Annotated in this window: 18 protein-coding genes and 1 pseudogene; all 19 read right to left on the bottom strand. The window is 37.2% G+C overall.

Annotated elements, in window-relative coordinates; genetic code table 11:
• A pseudogene (locus KHA90_RS24490) lies at positions 1–550 on the bottom strand (hypothetical protein); the annotation flags it as partial.
• A 1-nt stretch (position 551) separates the two neighbouring features.
• Positions 552–1,364 (bottom strand): hypothetical protein, encoded by an 813-nt coding sequence (locus KHA90_RS24485; protein ID WP_213308057.1) that lies wholly within the window; start codon positions 1,362–1,364, stop codon positions 552–554.
• A complete protein-coding gene (locus tag KHA90_RS24480) occupies positions 1,357–1,845 on the bottom strand; it encodes a hypothetical protein (protein ID WP_213308054.1) in 489 nt (162 codons plus the stop codon). The genes KHA90_RS24485 and KHA90_RS24480 overlap by 8 nt, the downstream gene beginning before the upstream one ends.
• Positions 1,835–2,707 carry a nucleotidyltransferase gene (locus tag KHA90_RS24475; protein ID WP_213308052.1) on the bottom strand — a complete coding sequence of 291 codons (873 nt, stop codon included), beginning with the start codon at positions 2,705–2,707 and terminating at the stop codon, positions 1,835–1,837. Before KHA90_RS24475 ends, KHA90_RS24480 begins: the two co-directional genes overlap by 11 nt.
• On the bottom strand, positions 2,707–2,997 hold the full coding sequence (locus KHA90_RS24470; protein ID WP_213308051.1) for a hypothetical protein: 291 nt from the start codon (positions 2,995–2,997) through the stop codon (positions 2,707–2,709). The genes KHA90_RS24475 and KHA90_RS24470 overlap by 1 nt, the downstream gene beginning before the upstream one ends.
• Positions 2,987–3,328 (bottom strand): hypothetical protein, encoded by a 342-nt coding sequence (locus KHA90_RS24465; protein WP_244860598.1) that lies wholly within the window; start codon positions 3,326–3,328, stop codon positions 2,987–2,989. Before KHA90_RS24465 ends, KHA90_RS24470 begins: the two co-directional genes overlap by 11 nt.
• A gap of 5 nt (positions 3,329–3,333) precedes the next feature.
• Complete coding sequence (locus KHA90_RS24460; protein ID WP_213308049.1) at positions 3,334–3,543, bottom strand: hypothetical protein; 210 nt, start codon at positions 3,541–3,543, stop codon at positions 3,334–3,336.
• 1 nt (position 3,544) lies between these two features.
• Positions 3,545–4,051, bottom strand: coding sequence for a hypothetical protein (locus KHA90_RS24455; protein ID WP_213308047.1), 507 nt, complete (start codon positions 4,049–4,051; stop codon positions 3,545–3,547).
• A complete protein-coding gene (locus KHA90_RS24450; protein ID WP_213308045.1) occupies positions 4,052–5,023 on the bottom strand; it encodes a hypothetical protein in 972 nt (323 codons plus the stop codon).
• Positions 5,023–5,697, bottom strand: coding sequence for a DUF6046 domain-containing protein (locus tag KHA90_RS24445; RefSeq protein ID WP_213308043.1), 675 nt, complete (start codon positions 5,695–5,697; stop codon positions 5,023–5,025). Before KHA90_RS24445 ends, KHA90_RS24450 begins: the two co-directional genes overlap by 1 nt.
• A 5-nt stretch (positions 5,698–5,702) precedes the next feature.
• Positions 5,703–7,676, bottom strand: coding sequence for a phage tail tape measure protein (locus tag KHA90_RS24440; protein WP_213308041.1), 1,974 nt, complete (start codon positions 7,674–7,676; stop codon positions 5,703–5,705).
• Between the two features lie 157 nt (positions 7,677–7,833).
• A complete protein-coding gene (locus KHA90_RS24435; RefSeq protein WP_213308039.1) occupies positions 7,834–8,133 on the bottom strand; it encodes a hypothetical protein in 300 nt (99 codons plus the stop codon).
• Positions 8,134–8,193: 60 nt separating this feature from the next.
• Complete coding sequence (locus KHA90_RS24430) at positions 8,194–8,607, bottom strand: hypothetical protein (RefSeq protein WP_213308037.1); 414 nt, start codon at positions 8,605–8,607, stop codon at positions 8,194–8,196.
• 2 nt (positions 8,608–8,609) lie between these two features.
• Positions 8,610–9,806, bottom strand: a complete 1,197-nt coding sequence (locus KHA90_RS24425; protein WP_213308035.1) for a DUF2586 family protein — start codon at positions 9,804–9,806, stop codon at positions 8,610–8,612.
• Positions 9,806–10,201, bottom strand: coding sequence for a hypothetical protein (locus tag KHA90_RS24420; RefSeq protein WP_213308034.1), 396 nt, complete (start codon positions 10,199–10,201; stop codon positions 9,806–9,808). The genes KHA90_RS24425 and KHA90_RS24420 overlap by 1 nt, the downstream gene beginning before the upstream one ends.
• Complete coding sequence (locus KHA90_RS24415) at positions 10,201–10,695, bottom strand: hypothetical protein (RefSeq protein WP_213308032.1); 495 nt, start codon at positions 10,693–10,695, stop codon at positions 10,201–10,203. The genes KHA90_RS24420 and KHA90_RS24415 overlap by 1 nt, the downstream gene beginning before the upstream one ends.
• Positions 10,692–11,147, bottom strand: a complete 456-nt coding sequence (locus KHA90_RS24410; RefSeq protein ID WP_213308030.1) for a CHAP domain-containing protein — start codon at positions 11,145–11,147, stop codon at positions 10,692–10,694. Before KHA90_RS24410 ends, KHA90_RS24415 begins: the two co-directional genes overlap by 4 nt.
• Positions 11,147–11,431 (bottom strand): methyl-accepting chemotaxis protein, encoded by a 285-nt coding sequence (locus KHA90_RS24405; RefSeq protein WP_213308023.1) that lies wholly within the window; start codon positions 11,429–11,431, stop codon positions 11,147–11,149. Before KHA90_RS24405 ends, KHA90_RS24410 begins: the two co-directional genes overlap by 1 nt.
• A 60-nt stretch (positions 11,432–11,491) precedes the next feature.
• Positions 11,492–12,084 (bottom strand): hypothetical protein (locus tag KHA90_RS24400; protein ID WP_213308015.1); only part of this gene is annotated, 593 nt, incomplete at its 5' end.

Raw genomic sequence — 12,084 nt, 5'->3', positions numbered from 1 at the left:
TCGTTCCGGGTGGAACTGGTGGTTCTGCCGCTGCTCCACCTGTTGAAGCTTCGTCACCCTGAATGATTTCGTATGTACCAACTTGGTTTCCAACTACTATATTATTTCTATATTTTCCCGCAGTTGCTGCGGTTATTGCACTGGAAAAAGCAGGCGGGTTTAGGAATTGATTTCTATATAATACCCACGCAAACGCATTGGCTGCAATTGAAAGATTTAAACCTGTCATTGTAATAGTTCCGTATTTCAAAACCCTGTCAGGCATTTCGACCGCGGCAATACGGCGGTCTAAATCTTCAGCGTTGCCAGGATAACCTGCTTTGTCTAATTTTCCTCCTATAGATTCAGCATGAGCGTTTGGATCAGTCAGGTGAGCATCAAATTGTGATTTCTCAGCTTTTGCATTAAGGGTCTGTGACAGATTTGCAATATCACTTTGCGCTATAGCCTCTGCTTTATGCCTGAAACTTGAAAATGTTGCCCAAAACTGCGCTTGCGTTGGTTTTTTACCGGTCATGAACCAGTCGTATATTTCGGTTAAAGATGCCATATTAAAGTGGTATTAACGCATAACCCAATGTTACGCTTTGTGTTTGATTTGCTATTTCACGTAAGTAAAGCTCAAATGATGTGGCTGTTGTTGCTCCATATGTCCAAATGAGATCGTTGGATAAATCCCATTGCGATGAATTATTAACTTTTATCCCTGCTACTACCAAGTAATTTGAAGTGTTAACAGTTGGAAAGCTAACAGTGTATTTCTGATCAATAGCCGGATTGCCAATAAAGAATGTTGAAACTCTCAAGAATGGGCTTAACATTGCGATTTTGTTTTTGATAAACGCATCTGAATTGACATCAGTTACATTCCAATCACTTTGAACATTCACTTGTGCGCCGGATGCAATTGTTGCCAATTTATTCTCAGCAGTAACAAGCCGTGCGGTAATAGCATTAAAACTCCCTGCGATACCATCAAATAAACCTTTTAATAGTTTTGTTTCTATAGGTCTGGCAAAATCTGTCCAAGCCCAGGAAACATCTGAAGTTCCGAAAGTAGTGTAACGAATTGTGTATACTTGTTTTACTGAACCATTTTGAAAAGGACGAGATACAGCTTCTTCGATAATTATAACTCGTGAAGTCCCAGATACAACTGCGGGTCTAAACTCTAAAAGTTCACCGTCAATATAAACGAAACCTTTTTGAACTGTGCTGCCAATTGTTTCACAGCCTGAAATAATACTAAAATTACCGGCTAATGATCCAAAAGCATTAAATATATTAAAGGATGTTTCAAGCTCTTCGAGTCTCTCAAGATTTAACGGCCAACCGCCTGTTTGTATAAACTTTGTATTATTCATCTATAATAAATATTTTGTAACGGAAACCGCCTGATTTGTAAAATTTGATGTGTGCATCTAATGCAAAAAACTGAGCGTTATAAATTTCCTCCGGAACAAAGACAATAAAGTCTAAACCCGTATCTGCCGTTTCTGATTCCGTTCGTAAATAAATTGTTTTGTTTTCGATCTCCGGATACAGGTAAACTGTTTTTGATTCTACTTCGGTATAGATGTAAAAGGTTTTATGCGTTTGACCATTGCCTATGTAGATTCGCCGTTGTATTCTATCAAAACCATCATTCAGAGAACCTTCTAACGAACAAATCTGACCAGTATGTTCAAGTTTGTATAAATTATCTATTCGCCAGTTTGACCATTTATAATAAAGCGAGTTTAAAGGCTTCAATAATGTTTGAGCAAAAAAGGCTAAGGATGGTTTCCGAAGCATCGTGGGAATGTTGTCCAGGGCGAAAATATTCCAGTCGATTTTAAACCACATAATGAATATTGTCAAATGTTACTATCTCAAAATATCCGCTCTCAGCAACTTTTGTTATATTGATTGGTTGCGGAATGCCGTAATCGTTTATTTCAGGATTAATCCATGCACTCTGCGCGCTGATAAGTGTTGCATCTAAAACGCCCGATACTAACTGAATTTTATCGATTAAAGATGAAAGTTGTAATTCACCATTGAATTTCAATTCTTTCATAAACGCCTTTAAAGCTTCATTCACCGGGTAATCAGCATCAAGCTTACTCATACCGTTTTCATTCAATATTAACGCATCCCTTTTGATCTGAATGGTTAAGTACAATTTATCGGCTTTGTAGTTGATAATAGTTAGGTCTACACCCGCAACTTTTATTCTTTCAAAATAGAATTCAATCGCTTCAACTTGCGAAGCATCAGTAAAATTGGTCAATACTCCATTTTGCTCACCGGCTATTTTTAATATCACCCGGCTACTGTCGGTTGCTTCACTAACCGCCGCATACTTTATAATTTTAGAGTTTTCGATTTGCTCAGTAGTGGCAGCGCCGTTGTCGAAATAATCTTTGTCTTGGACAAGAGCAAAACCTAATTGGAAACGCAAAGCCATTGTTCTGTACCATGGGAGCGTTCCGGCTTTTTCATTTGCCAAACGCTGATCAACTTCTTTTGTGTGCTGATCAAACATTAATTCATGTAAGTAGAGCGCAAAAGCAACCATTTCAAAAAGAATGTTTTCTAAACTAACGAGTGAAAATTCAGACTCGAAAGATGTACCAATTGTGAAACCGTACTTTTCTGCAAAGCTTTGATTTGCCATAAATGGCGTTGTAATTTCAGCTTTAATTTGTGTTTTGGATCGTGCCATTATCTTACTATAAATGTATCTTCAATTATCATTGCGCCAATTCCCTCATCAGGAACTATTACTGCAAAGTCGCTTTTTGTTATTCCTGTAGCACAACGATTTTTATCATCGAACAAATCCGTTATTGGTTTAAACTGCTTTCCTGAAAATTTTAGATCAAAACCAATTTCTAAAGTTTCAGTAATTGAAATGTTATTTTCCAAAGACATTAAAAAAACATTCTCAAAGGAGCCTGTCATTTCAATTGTTTTATCTAAAAAACTTTGACCCTGATGTACTTTACTTTCCATATTCAGCAATTATTTTAAAAGGCTTGTTTTCAAATAAATCAACTTGACTAACAATTAAATTATCTTTTTTTAAGTGCTCACTGATTCTATGCCTAAAAATCAAATAATCTGAACTAAGGACGATATCTTCAATACCAACCCCCAAATCAGGTTTGAATTTTAATTCTCCTTGGTGCATCATTAACATCAATGCGATGTTTTGCTCCTTTGACTGCCCGATAACCAAGCCACTTAATATTTTATTTGAAGCATCACGAACAGGATCGATTTTTAAATCCATAATAGTTCCATCATCACTGTTGTCATTTAGTTGAATGCCTATGTTTTTCATAATTGTTATGTTATATTTCCCGTTCCGGTTCCTGTCTGTGCCGATGCGCTTCCTGTTGTCGATACATTAACCGTTACGGTTCCTGATTTCACAAATATTTCAATTTCATTAGATAGACGATTCGCAAACTCTTCAATTGAATTGCTCTCTTTTTCTAACATATCGGTTAGCAAAATTGTAATTGCTGTTTTTAGTGCGGCTTTATTTAAAGACATTTTAATTGCTATTTAAAAGAGTTTTAAACTTTGTGTCTAATTGTATTAATTTTGCTATTGTTGTCGGCGCTATTTTACCAGGTCCCGAAGGAGTTAAAATAATTGCGTTTTGAATTTCAGTTAATAAAGAGGAAACTAAAGCGCCTAGATTTGATGTTTCGTTTTTCAATGTTACTTTTCCCGTGGTTCCGTCCACGATAAACTCAAAACCTCCTTTTTTATAAGACATACTTTCGACCGCATCAACCTTAATAACTATTAATCCTGACAATTCACCTGTCTGGCTCATAAGAATTACCTCGGAGCCAACTTTTGGGACTGTAATAAATAAATCTTCATTTTCATTTATTGTCGCACAAAGACGCACATCATCTAATACCATTCCTGAAACTAATTTCACTGTACAAGTTGTGTTTTGGATAGAAATTACTTCCGCAGTAATTGCAAGATTCTCATTAAAGCCCAGGGCTTCAATTAATGCGCGTTTTATTGCAGCGGGTTTGTCCATTTATACACTTAGTTTAACTCCTAATTTTAATGTTCTTTTAAATCCACTCTCATTGATTGCAGTGGTTACAGCTACGACATAATACTTTCCGTCTTTTTCTGGATAATCTTCGTCTTTTATTTTTGCTGAGTAGGTCGGCTGAACAAATGGAATTGCCCATGTGTCAATACTTCCCTCATACATATCTGCCGATCTTCTGATTAATTCCGCATTCGCAATTTTTTTTAAGTCCGCAGTACTGACAGAACCAACTTTAAGAGTAATTTTATCACCGCCTGTTGTGCCTGTTGTATATTTTTCTATTTTTCCTGAAAGGTTTGTTTTTTCAACTGTTATCTCGACTTTACGATCAATTGCTTTTTTGAATTCCAAAGAGCTGTTTTCTATATTTCTTTGCATTGAATAAACCACATCACCGCCTTTTTCCAAATAAGGAGGATGAATATGTAATTCTTTTTTTTCTGTATTGAAATAAATGTTTGCTTTGGTTTCTTCAGCTAACTTTTTTAAGACATCATATCCAGTAGCTTGGTGAATTACAAATTTTTCATAAGTGATATCATAATCACAAACAAGTTTGTATGATTTGTCAATCTGATCTATCAATAACTGTCCAATTTTAGATAACGATGTTGGTTTAAGTTGAATGTCTTTAACGCTTTTCCTGAATAAGAAAAGAGCATCTTCGCACTTAATCTTTAATGAATTATCATTGTTAACAACGTCCTGGACAAAACCGACAAATTCAGTTTTTAAATCATCATCGTACCCGGCTTTTATAATTACTTCCGACCCCCTTTTAACTTCATTGCCAATATTAAAAACCTGATTCATAAAAGCCTCAGGCAATGTAATAATAGCAGTGTCGCTCAAATTGTCAACACTGCATTCAATGTCAATTGAATCAACTGTTTGCAAAGAATATCCTTTACCATCAGTTTTAAATCTAATATTCCAAGTAATGTTATACATTAAAAATCTTCGGGTAATAAAAGGTTATATGAATAATCGCTTGTCAATTTTAATTCATACGCTTGTACGTTTTCACCTTTTGTAAAAGGAAAACTATATTCTTCTACGACTACTCTATTTATACCTAATAAATGAAGGGGGTGACAGAATACGTACAATTCTTTTTCGTATTTCAAAAATTCAAAAAGTTTTATAAATTGGTCTTTAGGAAAACAGTCTTCAGGTTTTCCCTGCATGATACTTCCAATTAACACACCTGTTACGGTGATATCAAAATCTTTTCGGTTCCAACGCTCTTTAATAGTACCGGTTAATTTATCTCCTTGCTTGGCAACATTTCGTTTTACGATACTATTTCCCGATGAAATATTTATCATTGGCTCATATGGGAAAAGCCACGAGTTTTTTAATTTCTCATCAAATGAAAAAGTTAACGGAAAGAATTGCTTTTCAGTTTCTATTGAATCCCTAGTTGTCCAGTTATCTTCTGCATTTATAGCGTGTCCAGATTTAGACGTAACATTGTTTTTTTCATTCTTAACAGGTAAAAACGGAATAACTGGCAATACCCGGTTAATCAATTCATTGTTCACAATGTTTGCATTTTGAATCAGGTTAACAGCTTTACTTCCCATTAATCCTGCAAATAGTAAATCTTGTTTATCTAAAGCCATAATATTTATCCTGTGGCACTTGCTGCCATTGCTAAAGTTCTTAATAGTTCATCGGCAACACCTTCACCTGCTTGTTTCGCTGTGTCCTTTCCACCACTGACATTATCGGCTTTTAACCCGATCAATTCCTCGATTTTTATTGTAATGTAATTATGTTTGGTTCCGCCAGTGGCTACAGCTTCATTGCTTTTTTTACCCGATCCATTACCGCCGCCACCTCCCAAAGCGGGAGGGGTTTTTGATGCACCTGGAATGCTTGGATCAGAAATACCTTCATCAGTTTTCTTTTCCTTTTTCCATTTCACGGAATCATAAGCAGCCTTAAATTCTCCCGCCGCTTCTAAAGCAGTGTTTCCTGCTTTTTTGTAGCCATCCTTAATTGACTTTTTTCGCGTTTCAACCTGAGCGTTTAATTGGGCAATCTGAGCGTTATTGTCAGCTTTATTTCCCAGACCAATGGCATTTTTAAACTTGTACCATGCGATCTGAATTTTGTTTATTCCTATCATGAACCCATTAACCATCAAATTAAAGTTTGCTTTGACTGTTTGTACATATGCCATAAACAAAAGCTTTGCGCCGTTAATAGTATGCTTCCATGCATTGCCCCATCCTTCGGTTTTTGAAACCACAACTGCAATAACTGCAATCAAAGCAATTACACCCGCCACAATAAAAACTATCGGATTCATTGCCATAACAATATTAAATGCTGTTTGCGCACCAGTCCATAAGCTTGTTGCGCCTGTCACTATTGAAGTCCATAACGCCTGCATTTTGGTAGCACTTGTCATAAAAGAAAATACTTTACCGGCTCCCTGCATAATTGGCACTAAACCTGATAAATCTGATGCAGTACTGCTTATAACATTTGCATATCCTAGCCATCCATTTGTACCATTGAATAAAGAGATTTTAAAATCATCGATCTGTGCCTGAAGACGTTTGTTTTTTTCTTCCGGGCTTTCCATAATTATGGCAGCCTGTTCATATGCTGTGTTAGTTCCTGAAACGGCTTGCGTTAATCTTTCAGCTTCATCGATACTAGAAATCATTGCAATAGCTGCACTATTATTTTCTTTACCAAATAGCTTTGTAATTAAAGCCTGATCATTCATTATACTTTTAAGAGGCTTTAATCTTTCAGCCAGTGAAATGGAATTATCAGTTAATTTATTGATATTTACTCCCGCCGCCGCCAGTTCAGCTTTTGTGTCTTTTGGCAAAAACCTTCCCTGAGCTAATGTTGCCATTACATTACGCAATGCAATTCCGCCCTCGGCTCCTTGTTTACCGTTCTTATCCAAAACCTGTATAAAAGCATTTGTTTCCTCAAAAGAAACGTTTGCGGTTTTAGCCGCCAATCCTGATTGTTCCAAAGCTTGCGCAATCTGTGGAAGTTCCGCGGAACCTTCTTTGGCAGACGCAGCCATAACATTGTTCATTTTTGCCATTTCCTTTGCAGCCTTTATCGGGTCTGCAAGTGAAACCTGATATTGATTCATCGCCGTAGTAAGAACGTTTGTTGCAGCCACCGTATCACCTCCCATAAGTTTGGAAGTAACCGAAGCTTCTTTTCCCATTAACTTTAGAGCCTTAGGAACCTTTGCTATTTCCGGTGATAACTTCGAGAGTATCAGTTTATAGGATTCGGCTGAATCCGCAGCCTTTCCTCCAAATGTTTTTGCGTTCTGGCGGGCATAACCTTCAATCTCTTTTAATTTATCTCCGGTAACTCCAGTAATTGCTTGAAGATCATACATACTTGTACTAAGCTTCATACCCGGATCATTCATCGATGCAATTCCTTCAGCAGCAGATTTTACATTGTTGATGAAAGATTCCATACTAACGGAATTCAATTTCTTTTGAATTTTACCTATCTCTTTCTGAACACCGTTCGAAAATTTATTAAAACTTGCAGCCGCCTTATCAACATTACTGTTGATCTGAATCATATAACTTAAGGTATTGCTCATTATAACATGTTGTTTTCGGATTTTCTGATATAGATCAATTCTGCATATTTACACGCCCATTGTTCGTCTGTTAAGTCATCAGGATTAAGATGAAAGTAATATCTTAATTGGGCGTTCGCTATTCTGAGCCAGTCATTCTCATTGACAGCTGATGACTCTACAGCTTTTCCAACTCAAACTGTTCAAAGGCGCATATTTCATCCAATTGCGGACAAATACCTAAAAAGAGTGTATCATTGGTTTGTATTTCTTCATCACCATGAAGCCAACAGCTTTTAAGAATTGAATCATTAAATTTTAAAGGATCAGATGTTCCTGCTGTAGATGCGTAACTAAGTTCCTGACGTGTAGGCTTTCTTAAATAACATATTTTGTCAGCGTTTGAGGATTTAAGCGAATAAACATATACATGTTCTGCTTTCCAAGCGGCGATTTGTTCCGGTGTTGCTGTTTTCATTTTTGGTTTGTTTGTTTTTATAAAATAACACTCCCGAAGGAGTGTTTAAATTGTACTTAATTAAGCATTTGGTTTAACCGATAAGGCGATAAATGGAATTGATATTTCCATATTCTTATCTCCTTGTTTCATTTCCTTTGGTGATTCAGTAAAGCTGATCCCAACAATTCTGTCAGTAGTCATAGCATCACCGGCAGATGGATTTCCATAAGAAACAACGCCGTCTACATTTAAACCTAAAACTGATCCGTTACCGGCTTTTTCCAAAGCAATCAGCTCTGACTGTAAAACTGTGATTTCTCCCTCGATGGTGATGTTACCGGTTTGAATACTGTGAGGATATCTCCCCTTAGCAAACAAGGCTTCTTTTTCGCCTTTTTCAGTGTACTTTATACCGCGAATCCCTGTTATATCTCTACCACCCAGAACGACTGTAACATCGCCCCATTCGTATTGTCTTGAATTAAAACTCATAATTATTGACCTGTATTAAATCCTATTGAAAATTCTAAGAATCTTCCGTAGCCATGTGGACGTACTTTGATTCTTCCTTTGATTGTTGAATCCTGAGAAATGTTATTAGTAACATCAATTTGACATTCAACTCCTGTATCGTTTGCCACAGTAACATCTGCTGAAAGCTCACCTTTAGCAGTCATTGCCTGTGCAATTACTCTTTCTACTTCAGCTTCCAATGCTTTTGCATATGATGCCTGAATTTTACCTTCGTTGTTTAGCGGAACTGTGTCCAGGATAAAGTCTGTTAAACTTTGGTTTGCTAGTACATACGCTTTATCAATTACACGTCTGCGTGTCAGGAAATGGTAATCATCTTCAATTTCGCAAGCTAGCATATCATCAACAAAAAAGTATCCACTTTTCCCAACATGAGTGGTTAAAGTGATAAAACCTTTATCATAAATTGCATCAATATTCACCTGTTCTACGGGCGTATCAACAACATAAAAGGTTAATGGTTTTAATGCACCGTCTTTAACTCTGCCGACATTTACATGAACTTGGTTGGTGGCGATTCTGCCTGCTAAAACTCCAACGGCTGCGCCTTTCGATGCTGTTGATCCGGTTCTTGTTTCAGTATCACCGATTAAAACAGCCACCCTATTATTTGTTGATGAGGAAAAACCGATTAGATCAGAGGCGACTCCTGTAAAGTTGTATGCCTCAATTATAAAAACTACAGGCTGTTTTTTGTCTGTTGTAAATTGTTCAGCTATTGCCTGAGCCGTTGCAACTGTCGCAGGAAACCCTGTTCTAATTCCGGCAGTAACAACCACTTCCGCCACCGATGGTGCATATTTCACAACAACAAATCTGATTCGTCTATTAGATGCTGTCAGAACAACTGAACTTGCTGAAATTAATTCATCAAGTGTTTTTGTTTTTGCAAGCCCATAGATCCAAAGCTCCGTTCCGGTTCCGGCTTCTGCATAAAACTCTTTAATTGTTTTGTGCAATTCGTAATTTCCCGCAACTGAAGGAATGATCCCTAAAGTTTCCGCCTCTTCAAGAGAGTACACAGTATAGGCTTTGTTTAAAGCAAATCCGGAATTTGAAACGGCAGAGGAAACAATCACACAAATACCGTCAGGACTTGTAGCAACAATTCCAAGATTGCCGTTTTCAAAGGATACATTTACATTTGGCTTACCCATTATTTAACTTTTTTGGTGTTATTTTTAGGCGTTTCCTCTTTGGTAGTCTCAATATTTGCAGTTTCTACCGCTTCACCAGTAATATTGATTACCTCACCGCCTTTAGCGATTAAATTTTCAGTAACAGAACCATCTGGAATTGCAGGAACTTCAATCATTGCTCCGGGTATTGCATCACCGTGTTGTAATTTATTAAGGTCTTCAAATTCGTTATCGTCAACATCTTCGTCGATGACTTCAATTTGTAATGGATTAACAATTAATTCTACTGATTTATCTTTCAGCGTTTTTGCGTGCATTTTTGCGTCGTTGTCATTATAAAATGGCGTTCCGTCAGACGTTACATGTACTGATTTTAAATCAGGGTTTGTTTCAAAAATTTCGTGTTTTTTCATTATGTCAGTTTTTTAAAAGTTGTTTTTATAAATGCAATGATTATAAGTGTAAGTATTGATACTAAAAACCAAAAGCCTTTAATTTGAGTTTCCTGTCGCCAGGTAAGTACATTGGTAATTATTGGAACTTCCTTAATTTCCTGCTTGTGCTCTGTGATGTAAGTTGATTTCCATTGCAAAAACAATTCTTGCGCTTTTGACTCACAATCGACTTTAAGGACGTTGTCAGCAATCCGAACCTTTGGGCTTTTTAAGTTGCGCCCCGGTTCGGCTTGCGTAACACTCTTAATGGCTACTTTTCCGTTGATGCACTCCAAAAGTGCATTATAAGAAGAGCTGTCTTTTTGTACTGTCAAAACAGTATCGTGTATTGTTTCGGTTATCACCTTTTCGATTGTTGTAGTATTCTGCACCACAACTGGTTTTTTGCCTGCGCAAGAAACCAGAAACATGGTGAGAACTAAAAACAAACAACCTATTTTTATATTTTTCATGGTCTTAAAAATCCTTTTATTTTTGATAATTCTCTAACTCTTCTACAAACTTCGTAACCTTCACGGCTACCTTCATCGTTTGTGTTTCCTTCAATAGTATGCACTTTCGATCCTACTACTTTCTCTACAATTCCGGTGTGACCTAATCCTTTTCCATAGTCGAGGATCATTATATCGCCTGGCTCTGGAAGCTTCACTCTTAATAGTGGTTTTGCGTTCCACATCGCCAGTACACCACCAGTTTTCTGTAATGTATTTGTAGTTGCTAATTGCTTAGATGCTTCACTCGCGCACCAATAAATAAAAGCCATGCACCAACTGTAGCCTTTTCCAAGTCCAACCGACTTTAGATATTTTTCAACATCTGCTCCGGCGTTGCTGTTTTTTGGTATTTCCTGAACGCCTATTTGAGTAATGGCGATCTGTAATATTTTTGCGGATAATTGGCTCATTAGCTTTTTCCGTTTAGTTGTTTGAATTTTTGTAACTCTTCAACCAAGTGCTGATTGATTCCCATTAACTCTCGGTGTTGCGCTTCCATCGTTTTAATTGTCTCGGTGGCGGCGGTTAGACGTGTAGCCAAATCATCGAGTAACTCCCGATAATATTTTACCGCATTAACTGCGTTATCTAATTCAGCGGCTCGATCTTCTGCCAGGGATTTTCTTTTTGAAAAGAACCAGGTAATTAATGCTGCGAAAAACGCCGTAAGAGTTGGGTATAAAAATTGCTCCATAGTTGATTAAAAAAAGGCTGCTACCATATAGCAGCCTTTGTATTTATACTCTAGTTAGTACTAGTAAATTGATCCTATGAATCTGCTTTCAAAAGGAAGTGCCAAAAAGTAATGACGGTAGTTTAACAGATTGGATTGGTTTGCTGTGTCGGTCTCTGCTTTAGTAAAATACTGTTTAGTCAATCCGGTTTTCTTAGCAATTCCACCAGTCCAAAATGCTACAGAACCTTCACGATCTCCCGCAGCTTTAACAGCTCCAAAAGCTTTTTTAACCCCGGCACTGGTATAAAGCGGATTTCCATTGTATTGGAAAAGTTCAAAACCCGCAATCATTGGCGCAGGCATCCCTGTATTGTAGTTTACCAACTTATCACCGAAGTTTTTACGATCAACCAATAAGTCATTCCAATGTTTTGTAGACAAAACGATACGTCTGCCGCTTGGATCAACTTCATCAGCATCTAATCTGCCTTTCAGCGCAACCAAATCCTCGTAGATCAATGTTGCAACACCACCAACAGCCGTACCTGTAGCCGCAATAACTGGTGTTGGAGCAGTATCGGAAGTTGGAGCGATAGAATGGATTGCTTTTTTGAATTTCTTAGTCAGGATTGCTCTGGTATGACTGCGTGTTGTTGCGTCAATTTTATCGT

This window comes from Flavobacterium psychroterrae (genome assembly GCF_018380615.1).
Classification (GTDB): domain Bacteria; phylum Bacteroidota; class Bacteroidia; order Flavobacteriales; family Flavobacteriaceae; genus Flavobacterium; species Flavobacterium psychroterrae.
This window is presented reverse-complemented; position numbering and strand designations above follow the sequence as displayed.